17 protein-coding genes and 1 pseudogene are annotated in these 14,250 nt (G+C 62.7%); 10 read left to right on the forward strand and 8 right to left on the reverse strand.

The window, feature by feature from the left end; translation table 11 throughout:
* The first annotated feature begins 37 nt into the window (after positions 1-37).
* Complete coding sequence (panB, locus tag FJ430_RS21845; protein WP_140707601.1) at positions 38-877, forward strand: 3-methyl-2-oxobutanoate hydroxymethyltransferase; 840 nt, start codon at positions 38-40, stop codon at positions 875-877.
* On the forward strand, positions 874-1,725 hold the full coding sequence (gene panC, locus FJ430_RS21850; protein WP_140707599.1) for a pantoate--beta-alanine ligase: 852 nt from the start codon (positions 874-876) through the stop codon (positions 1,723-1,725). Before panB ends, panC begins: the two co-directional genes overlap by 4 nt.
* Before the next feature lie 28 nt (positions 1,726-1,753).
* Here panC and FJ430_RS21855 read toward each other — a convergent pair whose 3' ends face one another.
* The 4 genes from FJ430_RS21855 to gatB form a co-directional block, all read right to left on the reverse strand.
* Entirely contained in the window at positions 1,754-2,452 is a 699-nt protein-coding gene (locus FJ430_RS21855) for an AIM24 family protein (protein ID WP_140646928.1), read from the reverse strand.
* Between the two features lie 156 nt (positions 2,453-2,608).
* The gene (locus tag FJ430_RS31695) at positions 2,609-2,800 is read right to left on the reverse strand and encodes a hypothetical protein (RefSeq protein ID WP_319022986.1); all 192 of its coding nucleotides are present in this window, start codon (positions 2,798-2,800) and stop codon (positions 2,609-2,611) included.
* Complete coding sequence (locus FJ430_RS31700; protein WP_319022987.1) at positions 2,782-3,102, reverse strand: GNAT family N-acetyltransferase; 321 nt, start codon at positions 3,100-3,102, stop codon at positions 2,782-2,784. The genes FJ430_RS31695 and FJ430_RS31700 overlap by 19 nt, the downstream gene beginning before the upstream one ends.
* 2 nt (positions 3,103-3,104) lie before the next feature.
* Positions 3,105-4,604, reverse strand: a complete 1,500-nt coding sequence (gatB, locus tag FJ430_RS21865; RefSeq protein WP_140707597.1) for an Asp-tRNA(Asn)/Glu-tRNA(Gln) amidotransferase subunit GatB — start codon at positions 4,602-4,604, stop codon at positions 3,105-3,107.
* 405 nt (positions 4,605-5,009) lie between these two features.
* Here gatB and FJ430_RS21870 point away from each other — a divergent pair.
* A pseudogene (locus FJ430_RS21870) lies at positions 5,010-5,254 on the forward strand (YjhX family toxin).
* 109 nt (positions 5,255-5,363) lie between these two features.
* Here FJ430_RS21870 and FJ430_RS21875 read toward each other — a convergent pair.
* Positions 5,364-5,795 (reverse strand): CBS domain-containing protein, encoded by a 432-nt coding sequence (locus FJ430_RS21875; RefSeq protein ID WP_140646924.1) that lies wholly within the window; start codon positions 5,793-5,795, stop codon positions 5,364-5,366.
* A 232-nt stretch (positions 5,796-6,027) separates the two neighbouring features.
* Positions 6,028-6,765 carry a rhomboid family intramembrane serine protease gene (locus FJ430_RS21880; protein ID WP_140707595.1) on the reverse strand — a complete coding sequence of 246 codons (738 nt, stop codon included), beginning with the start codon at positions 6,763-6,765 and terminating at the stop codon, positions 6,028-6,030.
* Between the two features lie 424 nt (positions 6,766-7,189).
* Between FJ430_RS21880 and FJ430_RS21885 the strand changes: the two genes are divergently transcribed.
* The 5 genes from FJ430_RS21885 (at position 7,190) to FJ430_RS21905 (ending at position 11,086) form a co-directional block, all read left to right on the forward strand.
* A complete protein-coding gene (locus FJ430_RS21885; protein ID WP_140646922.1) occupies positions 7,190-7,828 on the forward strand; it encodes a PAS domain-containing protein in 639 nt (212 codons plus the stop codon).
* A 173-nt stretch (positions 7,829-8,001) separates the two neighbouring features.
* Positions 8,002-8,619, forward strand: a complete 618-nt coding sequence (locus FJ430_RS21890; RefSeq protein ID WP_140646921.1) for a PilZ domain-containing protein — start codon at positions 8,002-8,004, stop codon at positions 8,617-8,619.
* A gap of 297 nt (positions 8,620-8,916) precedes the next feature.
* Positions 8,917-9,522, forward strand: a complete 606-nt coding sequence (locus FJ430_RS21895) for a transglutaminase-like cysteine peptidase (protein WP_140646920.1) — start codon at positions 8,917-8,919, stop codon at positions 9,520-9,522.
* Between the two features lie 255 nt (positions 9,523-9,777).
* A complete protein-coding gene (locus FJ430_RS21900; protein ID WP_140707593.1) occupies positions 9,778-10,527 on the forward strand; it encodes an NYN domain-containing protein in 750 nt (249 codons plus the stop codon).
* Between the two features lie 7 nt (positions 10,528-10,534).
* Positions 10,535-11,086, forward strand: a complete 552-nt coding sequence (locus tag FJ430_RS21905) for an ankyrin repeat domain-containing protein (RefSeq protein WP_140707591.1) — start codon at positions 10,535-10,537, stop codon at positions 11,084-11,086.
* A 25-nt stretch (positions 11,087-11,111) separates the two neighbouring features.
* On the opposite strand, the gene FJ430_RS21910 is transcribed toward FJ430_RS21905, so the two are convergent.
* Both FJ430_RS21910 and FJ430_RS21915 read right to left on the reverse strand, forming a co-directional pair.
* Positions 11,112-11,639: a gamma carbonic anhydrase family protein gene (locus FJ430_RS21910; RefSeq protein WP_140707589.1), complete on the reverse strand. Its 528-nt coding sequence runs from the start codon at positions 11,637-11,639 to the stop codon at positions 11,112-11,114.
* A 19-nt stretch (positions 11,640-11,658) separates the two neighbouring features.
* Positions 11,659-11,931: a DUF6949 family protein gene (locus FJ430_RS21915; protein ID WP_413467796.1), complete on the reverse strand. Its 273-nt coding sequence runs from the start codon at positions 11,929-11,931 to the stop codon at positions 11,659-11,661.
* A gap of 182 nt (positions 11,932-12,113) precedes the next feature.
* On the opposite strand from FJ430_RS21915, the gene FJ430_RS21920 reads away from it, so the two are divergent.
* Positions 12,114-12,842 carry a hypothetical protein gene (locus FJ430_RS21920; protein WP_140707587.1) on the forward strand — a complete coding sequence of 243 codons (729 nt, stop codon included), beginning with the start codon at positions 12,114-12,116 and terminating at the stop codon, positions 12,840-12,842.
* Positions 12,843-12,985: 143 nt separating this feature from the next.
* A complete protein-coding gene (locus FJ430_RS21925; protein WP_140707585.1) occupies positions 12,986-14,233 on the forward strand; it encodes a cytochrome P450 in 1,248 nt (415 codons plus the stop codon).
* Positions 14,234-14,250 lie beyond the last annotated feature (17 nt).

A 14,250-nucleotide genomic window follows, 5' to 3' on the forward strand; every position in this document is an offset into this window, starting at 1 on the left:
CCCGCCCGTTTCGGGCGCGGCTTGAGGGAGGTGACGATTGACCCGGGATCCGTCCGCCGACAGCCGGATCAGCGCCGAAGACATTCGCCGCCGCAAGGGCGGCGTGCCGATCGTCTGCCTTACCGCCTACACCTATCCCGTCGCCCGCCTGCTCGATCCCCATGTCGATCTGCTGCTGGTCGGCGACAGCGTCGCCATGGTCCTGCATGGCCACACCACAACGCTCGGCGCCACGCTGGAGATGATGATCGCGCACGGTCAGGCCGTGATGCGCGGCTCGGCCAGGGCCTGCGTCGTGGTCGACATGCCGGCGGGCAGCTATGAGGCCTCGCCGGCGCAGGCCGCGGCGTCGGCAAGGCGGATCGTCGGGGAAACAGACTGCCAGGCCGTGAAGCTCGAAGGCGGCGTCGACATGGCCTCCCGGATCGCCGCGATCGCCGCCGAGGGAATACCGGTCATGGGCCACATCGGCCTGCAACCGCAATCGGTGGAGAAGGACGGCGGCTACAAGATCAAGGGCCGGACGGAGGACAATATCGCCGCGCTGCTCAGCGATGCCGAGGCGGTGGAACAAGCCGGCGCCTTCTCGGCCGTCATCGAAGGCACGATGGAAGCCGTGGCCGCGAAGCTTACCCGTCATATTTCCATACCGACCATCGGCATCGGCGCCAGCGCCGACTGCGACGGCCAGATCCTGGTGATCGACGACATGGTCGGCCTGACCGTCGACCGCGTGCCGAAATTCGTCAAGGAATACGCCGACTTGCGCAGCGCGATAGCGGATGCGGCGGCGCGCTACGCAGCCGAGGTGCGGAGCCGCGCCTTCCCCGGCCCCGACCACGTCTTCACGACGGCATCCGGCAAGGACAAGACATGAACGCGCCAATCGTCGTCGACAGCGTCACCGCCCTTCGCGCGCAGGTCCGGGACTGGCGGCAGGCCGGCCTCAAGGTGGCCATGGTGCCAACCATGGGAGCGCTGCATGACGGTCATATCTCGCTGGTCAGGATCGCGCTCGAACGGGCCGAGCGCTGCGTGGTCTCGATCTTCGTCAACCCGACGCAGTTCGCGCCGACGGAAGATCTCGACAAATACCCGCGCCAGCTGGCGCGCGATCTCGACCGGTTACGGGATGCGGGCGCGCATCTCGCCTTCACGCCAAACGTGAGCGAGATGTATCCCTTCGGCTTCGCCACGAAAATCTCGGTCGGAGGCCCCTCCCGCGGCCTGGAGACCGATTTCAGGCCGAGTTTCTTCGACGGCGTCGCGACCGTGGTGGCCAAGCTCTTTCTGCAGGCGGCGCCCGATTGCGCCGTGTTCGGCGAGAAGGACTACCAGCAGCTCTGCGTCGTCAGGCAGCTCTGCCGCGATCTCGACCTGCCCGTCGAGATCGTCGGCGCACCGACCGTGCGCGATGCTCATGGCCTCGCCATGTCGTCGCGCAACGCCTATCTGGGCGCAGCCGAGCTCGACATCGCGCGCAAGCTCAACGTGATCCTGCGCCGCACGGCGGCGGCGCTTTCAACCGGCGCGGATGAAGCCGGCGTCACCGACGCCGCCGCGAAGGCCCTGGTCTCCGCGGGTTTCCAAAAGGTCGAGTACGTCGCCGCCCGCGCGAGTGTCACGCTCGAGCCCTGGCAGCGGGATCGTGACGGCCGCCTGCTGGCGGCGACCTGGCTCGGCACGACGCGGCTGATCGACAATGTGGAAATTCCCTCCGCCTGATCGGACGTTCGTTCGATCAGGCCCGGCGTCACTCTTCCGACGGCATGTGCAGATACATCGACTGGATGCCGACGCGGCCCGGTCCGGTGAAGCGGTTGACGACAAAATTCATGGCGGCGCCGAAGAAGCCGCTGGAAAGGCGGTCGATCCTTGTATCCATCTTCACCGATGCGTCCTTGAACAGCCAGCCGCCTGGCTCGATGTCGATGGTCTCGCCGGGCGCCAGCACCTTCTCGAAGACATTACCGTAGCCGTGCAGCCAGACGATGCCGTCGCCCGTCTCGCCGCGGAAACGGTCGATGAAGAAGCCGCTCTGGCCGAACAGCATCGTTCCAAGGCCGCGGACGCGCTCGAACGTGTAGTCGACGCTGGCGGTCGCGGCCAGGAACTGATGCTCGCGCACCTGTATCTCCTCGCCGCGCCGAAGATGGATCGGCACGATATGGCCCGGCCCGTCGCGGCTGAAGGCGATGACGCCCGGCCCGGACGCCTCGGTGACGAAGATCTGCATGCCCGCGATCATGCGCTTCAGCGCGCCCTTCAACGATTTCAGGCCGATGGTGATCGTGGTGTTCTTCCACAAAAGGATGTGGTGTTCGAAATAGACCGGCATGTTGGTCACATCGACCGACAGCACGGGCACCAGTTCGCCGGCGACGTGATAGGTCACGCCGCCAAACGTCTCGTCCGACACCTCGGTCGGCATCAGTTCCGGCAAGCTCGGCATGGCAGTCCCCCTCATCACCGTGCTGCCGGTCGACCGGACTGTCGCCGGCGCGTCGGCTGCCGCAGCATTGCCGCCGGGCTTTCGGCCGTCAAATGAAAGCTGGCATTGGGCGCGCCGCTCGCAACAACGTGAAGCAATTGCGGTGGCGTCGAGCGATCAGGCGATCAGCGGCCGCTCAAGGAGCAGCGACGCGACGCCGAACTCCGCAGGCCCGCGATTGTCGGCGCGGCTGACCTGGACGAAACCGTTCGCCATATAGAAGGCGACGGCGCGCTTGTTCGCTTCCGCCACCTCGACGCGTACCGCGCGCGCTTCGGGGAAGCTCTCCATCACTTCGTCCAGCAGCATGCCGCCAATCCCCGGCCCTGCAGGTCCGGTGCAACATGAAGCTGCTCCAGATCGATCGAAGCGCCCTGGTCGGCGCTCTCGGCATAGGCGACGCCGCCGATGCGCTTGCCATCGTCGGCGACCAGGAACTCCGCATGCGGCCGCTCGATGCGCGCTTTCAACTTTTCCGGCGAACACCAAAGCGCGATGGTTCGATCGATCCGCTCGGCGCCATAGATGGCGTCGCAGGCCGCGTGCCAGGTCTCGGCCAGCAGTGCCCGGATAGCCGCAATGTCGCGGTCGCTGGCGGTGCGGACAAACACCGTTATTCGATGCCGAGCTTGGCCTTGACGAGATCGTTGACCGCCTGCGGGTTGGCCTTGCCGCCGGTCGCCTTCATGACCTGGCCGACGAACCAGCCGGCCATGGTGGGCTTGGCGCGCGCCTGCTCGGCCTTTTCCGGATTGGCGGCGATGACCTCATCGACCGCCTTCTCGATGGCGCCGGTGTCGGTGACCTGCTTCATGCCGCGGCTCTCGACATGCTGGCGCGGATCGCCGCCCTCGTTCCAGACGATCTCGAATAGGTCCTTGGCGATCTTGCCGGAGATCGTGCCTTCCTTGATCAGGTCGAGAACAGCGCCGAGCTGCTCGGGCGAAACCGGAGCATTTTCAATGCCCTTGCCAGCTTTGTTCAGCTGGCCAAGGAGATCGTTGATGACCCAGTTGGCGGCGAGCTTGCCGTCGCGCCCTGCCGCCACCTTCTCGAAATAATCGGCGATCGGCTTTTCCGATACCAGGACCGAGGCGTCATAGGCCGAGAGGCCGAGCGCATCGACCAACCGCGCCTTCTTGTCGTCGGGCAGCTCCGGCAGGTTCCTGGCGAGCGCATCGACATAGGCCTGGTCGAATTCCAGCGGCAAAAGGTCGGGATCCGGGAAATAGCGGTAGTCATGCGCTTCTTCCTTGGAGCGCATCGAACGCGTCTCGCCCTTGACCGGATCGAACAGGCGTGTCTCCTGGTCGATCTTGCCGCCGTCCTCCAGAATGGCGATCTGGCGACGCGCCTCATATTCGATGGCCTGGCCGATGAAGCGGATCGAGTTCATGTTCTTGATCTCGCAACGCGTGCCGAAGGCGCCGCCCGGACGGCGCACCGAGACGTTGACGTCGGCACGCAGCGAGCCTTCGTCCATGTTGCCGTCGCAGGTGCCGAGATAGCGCATGATCGAGCGCAGCTTCGTCACATAGGCCTTGGCCTCGTCGGCCGAGCGGATGTCGGGCTTGGAGACGATCTCCATCAGCGCCACGCCGGAGCGGTTGAGGTCGACATAGGACATGGTCGCATGCTGGTCATGCATCGACTTGCCGGCATCCTGTTCCAGATGCAGGCGCTCGATGCCGACCTCGATGTCCTCGAACTCGCCCTGGCGGTCGGGCCCGACGGAGACGATCACCTTGCCCTCGCCGACGATCGGCTGCTTGAACTGCGAGATCTGGTAGCCCTGCGGCAGGTCCGGATAGAAATAGTTCTTCCGATCGAAGACCGACTTGTGATTGATCGCGGCCTTCAGGCCGAGCCCCGTGCGGATCGCCTGCTTGACGCATTCCTCGTTGATGACCGGCAGCATGCCGGGCATCGCCGCGTCGACAAGGCTGACATTGGCGTTGGGCGCTGCGCCGAACGACGTCGAGGCGCCGGAAAAGAGTTTTGCCTCCGAGATCACTTGCGCATGCACTTCGAGCCCGATGATGATCTCCCAGTCGCCGGTGGCGCCGGGGATCAGACGTTTTGCGTCGGGGGTGCGGGTGTCGATGATGCTCATGGAGGCCTGTCGGATGGCTTGCTTGGGGTGGTTCGATTTGCATATCATGTTGCGAAAATCGCAACACTCGCTAGTGCAAACAGCTCGGCGAGACAAGCGCAAAGCCCGTACGCTGGCCTTTTCCGCCACCTTCGCCTAAGAAACGTCCATCCCAATGGAGAGTGGATGTCCACTTACGCTCGGTCCCGGTGAAGCCCTGACCTCCTAAGCGAGGCGGGGCGGAAAAACCTGGAACCCCGTGCCGCGACGTCCCGCGGCGCTGGTTTTTGTTGTTTTCCCGGGAATTCTCCAATGGACATTTCGCGCAGCGCATGACCCCGAAAATCGAAATCGATTTTCGGAAAGGATCATGCGCCAAATAAGGGTGCCACAGCGTCCTTTGCGCGTCCAAGAGGACGCGCGGCGCTGTGGGGAACAGTGCTCCTGCACCTGCTCGCGCAGGGCGGGCGCATCGAAATAGAGAAGAACGAGAGCAGGAGGATCGCCTGGTCCTGTGCCTGACCCGCGACGCCTGGCGCTATCCAGGCTTCGACCTGGAGCTCTTCCGAAAGCTGGGGCGGAAGAAGGCGGTTTCCTCAACGATCGGCGGTCTTTACCGCATCACCCGACGCGGGCTTGAGCTCGTGCGCGCCCAACTCGACAACCATTAGTGCCTTTGTTTTACGCAATTCCGGACGGAAAACCGCGCACACTTTTCCTGGAATTGCTCTAGCGCCCAATGCCGCCGGACGAAACGCCGGCGGCACCTTTCCGTTTGCTTCAGGCCGTGGCGATGTAGGCTTTCATCTCTTCGGCTTCGCGCTCGACATCCTCGATGCGGCGCTTGACCACGTCGCCGATGGAGACGATGCCATCAAGCTGGCCGCCCTTTTCCACCGGCAGATGACGGAAGCGCCCACGCGTCATGATCTCCATGACCTCGTTGACCGTGTGGTTTTCGTTGCAGATCTTGACCTTCGGCGTCATCGCCGAGCGCACGGCGATGTCGAGCGCGGCGGCGCCCTCCTTGGCCACCACCCTGACGATATCGCGTTCCGAGAGAATGCCAACGATCTTGCGATCGCCATTGGTGATGACGAGCGCGCCGATCCTGTGCTCGGCCAGCATGCGAATGGCCTCGCTGAGTTTTTCATTGGGCCCGAGCGTGAACACGTCATGGCCCTTGCTTTCAAGAATTGCCTTAACCGTCATGGCGTCCTCCACTGCCTTTGACGCCGGCTCCCGCCCTGACCGGCTTTTGAGCCCCGGCGCCCTTAGGAAGACACTGGGTGCTTGGGTAACATCGTGCGCCGTGATTGATTGCATTTCAAGTGCGCCTGAGGACTAGATCAGGACGGCGTTTCGTTGAATCGCCATCCTGATCTATCTCTTGTTGGAGCATGATCTTCTCCGAAAACCGGTTCCCACTTTTCGGGATCATGCTCTAGGCGGCAGCCATCGGACGGTCGAAAAAACGCAGCCCGAAAAAGCCGGCGACGAAGCCGCCGATATGGGCTTCCCAGGCGATCTGACCGTCGATGCCCGGCGCGAAGCCAAGCAGGCCCGTGGCCAGATTGATCACCATCCAAACGCCAAGAAAGGTCATGACGCCGCGCGAGCGCAACACGGATGAGATCGGCAGCGGCTCGCCGGCGAAGGCCGCGCTGCCTGAAGAGCGGTCGACGCGGAACCCATAGCGCGCAGCCGCGCCCATCATGCCGGAGATCGCACCCGAGGCACCGACGAGCGGCGCCTCGCCATAGGGATGCAGCGCCCAGAACAGAACAACCGAAGCCAGCCCTGTCACGGCGTAGAATATCGCGAAACGCAGCGCGCCGAGACGATTGGCGAGCGGCGAACCGAAGGCTGCAAGCCAGATCATGTTGATGGCGATATGGGCAATGCCCCCATGCATGAACGCATAGGTGAACGGACGCGTGAACAGGAACCAGTCGAAGCCGTACTGGCCGGTGTACAGCACCGGAATGAAGGCACCGTCGTAGAGCAGCGTCATTTGCTGCGCTTCGTTCAGCACATATTGCTGCAGCAGATAGACGACCACGCATATGCCGATCACGGCGAGCACCACCGGCGGCAGGTTGAACACGGGTTCGCGGCGGCGCGGCTCGGAAGCCTCGTCCGGCGTCGGTTCGGTTTCGGTGGGGCTTACAGGCTCGCTCATGCGCCTTTGTGGGTCTGGGGCTTAGGGCTTTCGGCGAGCATGTAGATCACGCCCTTTCGAATCACAAACGGCTAATCGCCACAGCCCAGATCAGAAAAGGAGCGAATCAGAACGGAGCGAATCAAAAAGAAGGCCGTCCAGGATTTCCCTGAACGGCCGGTCGAGTCCCCTGCTCCCCATAAACTCGTGACTGAAGTGCTGCCGATCGCTGCAGGAACGACCGTTTTGGAGTGGTTTTGATGTGCCACAGGCTTCGGCGGCACGCTATGTAAACCACTTGTTAACCTTAACGACCCCGAGGCGTGAACAAACGTTAACGATACTGGCACGCATCCTGCTCCGCACCGCATGAAGGTCATCGGAGGGCGCCCTGTCTGTTCGCCGATGGGACATCAAAAGACAGATTGTGCGGAGCGGAATGGACATGAATGAAAAAGGATCAATCGCGCTGTTCCAATATTGGAACCAGCTGCGTGATGGTCGCCTCGCCCCGAAACGATCGGAGGTGGAGCCGGCCGACATCAAGTCGCTTCTGGCCGACACCTTCATCCTGGAGCGCGACACGCGCGGCGAGGCGGTGTTCCGGCTCGCCGGCACGCGGCTCTGCGCCTATTATGGCCGGGAGCTCAAGGGATTCTCCTTCCCTTCGCTCTGGCGCGAGAAGGATCAGCGGCTTGTGTCGCGGCTCATGCAGGGCGTTTTCGACCAGAAATCGGTTCTGCTCATGACCTATGAGGGGTTCAGCCGCAACGGCCGTTCCAACAAATTCGAGCTCATGGCGCTGCCGCTGGACGGGGGCGCCCAGAACCCGCGCTGCCTCGGCATCGTCAGCGCCGCCGACAAGCCGTTCTGGCTTGGCGCCGATCCGCTCGCCGACGCGCTCATCGATACGATCCGGGTGATAGATCCCGACAAGGAGCCGATGTTCCTGAAGAACCGTCCGGCGATCGACGTCCCCTCGCTCGTTCCGGCCGAATTCGATCCTCCGGAGACCATTTCGGCGCTCGGCCGCGTGCGCCGCATCCGCCATCTCGTCGTCCTCGACGGCGGGCGTCACGAGTGAGCCCGGCCGTGTAAGGTTTCCCGGTCGCTCCCGGTAAGTTTTTCCGCGTCGCGCGAGCCCCCAGGCCCAGGCTTTTGCGGCCGACTTTCCCGTTTGTTAACCTGCTTTGCTGTAGTTTTTCGGGTGAAATTCCTCGCATCGTCGCGCGGAATGCCAACGGGGTGTAGGCAGTCATGAGGTCAGCGGCGGTAGAATATGCGCCGTCACGAGCTGAGAGGCGCAACTTTCAGCGTGTCCGCGTCAAGATTTACGGGCGCTTCATGCTGGAAGACCGCACCGAGCATCCTTGCCAGGTGATCGATATGTCGCCCGGCAATGTTGCGTTGCGTACGGACCGGATCGGCATGCCGGGCGAGAAGGTCATCGCCTATATCGACCATATCGGCCGTGTCGAAGGCATCGTGACGCGCACGTCGCAGGACGGTTTCGCCATGACCGTCATCGCCTCGGACCGCAAGAAGGACAAGCTTGCCGCGCAGCTCACCTGGCTTGCCAACAAGCATGAGCTCGACCTGCCCGAGGACCGCCGCCACGAGCGCGTGGCGCCGCGCAATCCGATGAGCGTCCTGCAGCTCACCGACGGGCGCCAGTATCAGTGCCGCATCATCGACCTGTCGCTCTCGGGTGCTGCCGTCGAAATCGACGTCAAGCCGGCGATCGGCGTCCAGGTCACGTTAGGCACGATGCGCGGCCAGGTGGTGCGCCATTTCGAGGACGGCGTCGCCATCGAGTTCGCGGTTATCCAGCGGCCGGAAACGCTCGATCAGGAATTCAACGCGCCGCGCTCCTGAGACGCGCGACGCGCGCTTCTGAGACGAGCTGAAGCCCGCTCCTGAGACGAGCTGACACAAGCAAAGCAAACCGGCCCTTAGCGGCCGGTTTTTTGTTGTCCTCTTGGGAGGTCGGACGCGGGCCGCCAGTGACATCAGAATCTTGCGCGGGCCGGATGAAAATCTGAACAATCCGAAATTCCGATAGTTCAAATTTTATGTTTATTCTACTGGCGTTTTATTCAACGTCTACTTCGGGTTTTTGCGTCAAATAAATCCCAACGTGGCACAGTCTCCTCAAACGGGGAGACTACAACAATGAAAATGACGAGGGGCAAGCTGTTGCTCTTGGCAATGGCGATGCAGCTTTCCGCGTGGGGCACGGCAAGCGCAGGACCGGCTTTCATGCATACGGGTGGCCGCACCACCCAGCCGGTCGGCCACTACGATTTCTGCCAGCGCATTCCGGTCGAATGCAACCAACGGACGCCGAAGGGTCCGCCGGTCGAGCTGACGCGCAAGCTGTGGGCGACGATCGTCAACGTCAACAATTCGGTCAACGTCCGGGTCAAGCCTCGCACCGATATGGAGATCTACGGTGTCGAGGAATACTGGGCCTATCCCGACAAAGGCTATGGCGACTGCGAGGACTACGCGCTGGAGAAGCGCCGCGAGTTGATGGCCGTCGGCGTGCCGGCAGGCAATCTGCTGATGACGGTGGTGCGCCAGCCGAATGGCGACGGCCATGCGGTACTCACGGTGCGCACCAGCCTCGGCGAATTCATCCTCGACAATCTCGAGCCGAAAGTGCTCGCCTGGAACGACACGGTCTACACCTATCTCAAACGTCAATCGACGGAGAATTCGGGCGCTTGGGTAACGATCAACGACGGCCGCGAGGACGCGGTCGCCAGCGTCCGCTAGGGCGCCAAAGCGATCGGGTACGCCGCCCATGATGCGGCGGCGTGCCCAAGGAGAAAGCCCGGTCGAGTCCCCACCCTCCCCGTCCCCAACGACCGGGTTTTAGGAGCCGGCCCCTGTCCCCGGGGCCGGCTCCGCTGTTTCTGACGATACGCTTCCGATGGCCTGAATTTCTGTTTGGGGGGCCTTCTGCTACAACAGAAGATAGCGCGAAACTCTTCTCCTGTTTGTCTGCGCGCCAACCGAGGGATGTTCTGTATGCCGAACGAACCCCGATCACCTCGCCTTGCGGTTCTTATCGACGCCGACAACGCCTCCGCGAAGATTGCCGACGGACTGTTCGAGGAAATCGCGAAGATCGGCGAGGCAAGCGTTCGCCGCATCTATGGTGATTTCTCGAACGCCCGGTCGAAGAGGTGGGCAGAGGTTCTGTCGAAGCACGCAATCATTCCGCAGCAACAATTCGCTTACATCACGGGCAAGAACGCTTCGGATATCACGCTGGTGATCGACGCGATGGATTTGCTGCACAGCGGCCGGTTCGACGGTTTCTGTCTGGTTTCTTCCGACAGCGACTTCACTCGCCTTGCCTCGCGGATACGCGAGCAAGGCGTCGACGTGTTCGGATTTGGGGAGCAAAAAACCCCAGAGAGCTTCCGGCAGGCATGTCGCCGTTTCGTCTATACCGAAAACCTTCTCCATGGCGCGGAGAACGCTCAAGATACTGCTCCTGCGACGAAGCCGCTTCAGGCGCCGACGGCAGCTACGCCCATTCTGAAGAAGGTCATCGGCCAGATGGAGAGTGAGGATGGTTGGGTGCTCCTGGGCACCTTTGGCAAGCAGCTCTCAAATCTCTTTTCCGATTTCGACCCGCGTACCTACGGCTTCAGCAAACTGAGCGACCTGGTAAGGAAAACGGCCGCCTTCGACATCGAAAATCCCAAAGGCGGGTCCATGCGGATACGGATCAAACCTGCCGAGAAGAAAGGAAAAGGCAAATCCGGGTAACGCGATCATGTTAGAGATCCCTGAAGACCGATGCGAGCGCGCCAAGCTGTTCCGGGCGATCGACGACGCCTTTAAAGCAGGTGATTTCGAGACCCTTGGCAAAGCGCTTGGTGAAGCGCCGCGCTGGTTCGACGAGAGGATGCCGTTCGAGCTCGGCCTTGGTCATCCGCTGGAATATGCGATCTACTGGAGCCCGGCGGCGTTCATCACCGCGCTGCTCGATACCGGCTCGAACGCGAACTATGAAGATCCTGCCGGCTTTCCCTCGATCATTGCCGCGTTGTCGACGGAACGGCCGGACAGGCTGGATGTCGTCCAAGTCCTGCTTGGACACGGCGCCGACCCGGATATGCGCGGCGTGAACGACTGGACGCCACTGCACTATGCGGTGTCCCGGCGTGACGCCGACGCGATCCGTCTGTTGCTCCTTTCAGGCGCGGACCCGTCGCTGCGGACTCGCATCGACGACTATGAGACGGCACTGGAAGGCGCCGAGCAGGCCGGCTTCGAGGCCGGCGCCTTTCTGTTGCGTGAAGCGATGACCAATCGCCACGGATGACCACGCGCGAAGCGGGCCGCCGCCGTCACGCCGTCTTGAGCTTGGCCTTGAAGCGTTTGGCATTGGCCACGTAGTGAGCCGCCGAGACCCGCAGCCTTTCGATCGCCGCTTCGTCCAGTGTCCTGATCACCTTGGCGGGCGAGCCGACGATCAGCGAATTGTCGGGAAAAACCTTATTTTCGGTCACCAGGGCGCCGGCGCCGACCAGCGAGTTGTTGCCGATCCTGGCGCCGTTCAGAACGATGGCGCCCATGCCGATCAGGCTGTTGTCACCGATCATGCAGCCATGCAGCAGCGCCCTGTGGCCGATCGTGCAGCCTTCGCCGATGGTCAGTGGAAAGCCGGGGTCGGTGTGCATGATCGTATGCTCCTGCACATTGGTGTCGGCGCCAATCGCAATGAGTTCGCCATCGCCGCGGATGACGACGCCGAACCAGAAGCCGGCGTTGCGGCCGATCGTGATATTGCCGATCAGCGTCGCGTCGGGCGCGATCCAGTTCGTATCGGCGTCCTCGAACTCAGGCGCCTTCCCATCGATCGCATAGACCGGCATTTTTCGTCTCCGATTCGTCTCAACCAGCGAATTCGAAAGACCCTAGGTTGGCGGTCGCCCAGGATGCAATGGCGATGAGCACGACGCCGAGGGCCAGCGCCCAGGCGATGGCCGTGCAACCACAGGACAACAGCGCCATCGCGCCTATGCGGCCCTCACGCCGGGCGGTCAAGGCCTCGTTGGTGAGCATGAACGGTCCGGCGCAAGCCGTTGCCGCCAGCGAACGCAGGATATGGACAGGCGAAACATAAGGCTCGGCAAAGGCCAGGCGCCGGCCTGACAGCAGTTCCATGACCGATCCGGACAGCCCGCAGGCCGTTAGACCAACAGCAAAAGCGTAAAGAACAAGCACAACAGGATCCATATTTACCAACCGTTTACCATGAAAACGCACAGTCGTGCCAACGCGCTGCAAAAGCCATGCCGCGCAGGCTGTGCCGCCGAAGGACAGGTGGGCGGATCGGGAAAGAGCAGATGAGAGACGCAACGGCTGCCGAGAGCCCGGAGTTCCAGGTCGTCGACTCGACCTTAATGAGGCGGGTCTTCTACATTTTCGCGGCGCTGGCGCTGCTTTCGGTGGCCATCAGCGTCGGCGGCAAATGGCTCGGCCGGTCGATCGCCATGGCCGGCTATACGGATGACATGACGGTGCGCCAGATCGTCATGGGCAACAATCTGATCAGCGTGCCGGCAAACTTCATCCGCTTCGACCAGGCCAGGCGCGACGGCATCGCCTCGCGGCTCGACCTCTACCTGCGCTATCCCGAAATGGACGGCTACAGCGCGGCCGCGCGCGACGACTTCAACCACGCGACGACCAGGAAGATCATCTTCCTGTCGTTCGAGCCGCGGATGATGTCGCGCGACATGAGCGGCCGGTTCGTGCCGATCTACAGCGCCCTGATCGAAAAGCCGGGCACGCCCGGTCCGGGCGGCACGACGGTTTACGCCTTCACGGAAAAATCAGGCTATCTCAACGAGGTTCTGGCCGTCGCCGAACGTCCGGGCAAGGATCCGTTCGTCGCCCGTTGCCTCAGCGGTCCGAGCGCGGAGGAATCGCTGGCGCCCTGCGAGCGCGACATCCAGGTCGGCGACGATCTCAGCCTCACCTATCGCTTTCCGCGCGAGTTGCTGGCGAATTGGCCGGCGCTCGACACGGCGATTGCCGCGAAGGTGGCGGGTATCCTGAAGACGGGCCACTGACGCTGCCGGCTAGCCGAATACCCAGCTAGATCATTTCTGCGCGCAGCTAGGCTTCAAACCGGCAATCTGGCTCAACGGTTCGATTTCACGGGCGACAAGATACGGTCTGGCATCGGGCTGACAAGGCGCGCTAATGGTCAGGCATGACCGATTTGAAGCCTTCCTATCTTGAGTTTGATCTCGCCAGCCGCCGCCTGCGTCTCGACCCGCACGAGCCAGCCTTCGTGCAGAATCCTTACGAGGCCTACGCCTTCCTGCACGGCACTGCCAACGCCTTCTTCTGGGAAGACTACGGCTTCTGGTGCTTTGGCGGCTTCGACGACGTCAACCGGCTGTTGCGCGACCGCCGTTTCGGCCGCCAGAACCCGGCGGGGATTCCCGACAGCCGCGGCGTCGGCGACGACCGTTCGCATCTCGCGGCCTTCGACGCCATCGAGGCCAATTCCATGCTGGAACTGGAGCCGCCGGTGCATACGCGGCTTCGCACGCTGGTCAACCGCGCCTTCGTCTCACGCCAGGTCGAGCGGCTGCGACCGCGCATCGAGCTGCTGGCCAACGAGTTGATCGACCGCTTCGAGCCAAAGGGCGTCGACCTTCTGCCCGCCTACGCCTCGCCTTTGCCGATCACCATCATCGCCGAAATGCTCGGCGTTCCGACCGAGATGGGGCCGCGACTGGTCGACTGGTCGCATCAAATGGTCACCATGTACATGCATGGCCGCACGCGCGAGGTCGAGGACACTGCCAACCGCGCCGCGCGCGATTTTTCCGACTTCCTGCGCGGCTATGTGGCCGAGCGCCGCAAGAAGCCCGGCGACGATCTGCTATCGCTGCTTATCGAGGCCCAGGACAACGGCCAAAAACTCTCGGAAAACGAGCTGGTATCCTCGGCCATCCTGCTTCTCAACGCAGGCCACGAAGCGACCGTGCACCAGACCGGCAATGCGGTGCGCTCGATCCTTGCGCAAGGCGGCGATCCGCGCCGCTTCTTTGCGACACCCGAGGCGAATGTCGCGACCGTCGAGGAATGCCTGCGCTTCGATGCGCCGCTGCACATGTTCCTGCGCTATGCCTATGAGGAGATCGAAGTGTCGCCGGGCATTCTGGTCAAGCCCGGCGAGATGGTGGCGCTGCTGCTCGGCATGGCCAATCACGACCCGTTGGCGTTTGCCGAGCCCGACACCTTCAATCCGGCCCGCTCGGACCAGAAGAACGTCTCCTTCGGCGCCGGCATCCATTTCTGCATCGGCGCACCGCTGGCGCGGCTTGAGTTGCAGGTGTCGCTGAAGGCGCTGTTCGATCGGTTGCCGGAACTGCGCCTGGCGGAGACGCCGCGCTTCCGCGACAGCTATCACTTTCATGGGCTGGAGCGGATTGCCGTCACATTTTAGGGCCAGGCCTACACCGC

The sequence above is a fragment of the Mesorhizobium sp. B2-8-5 genome, from assembly GCF_006440675.2.
GTDB lineage: Bacteria > Pseudomonadota > Alphaproteobacteria > Rhizobiales > Rhizobiaceae > Mesorhizobium.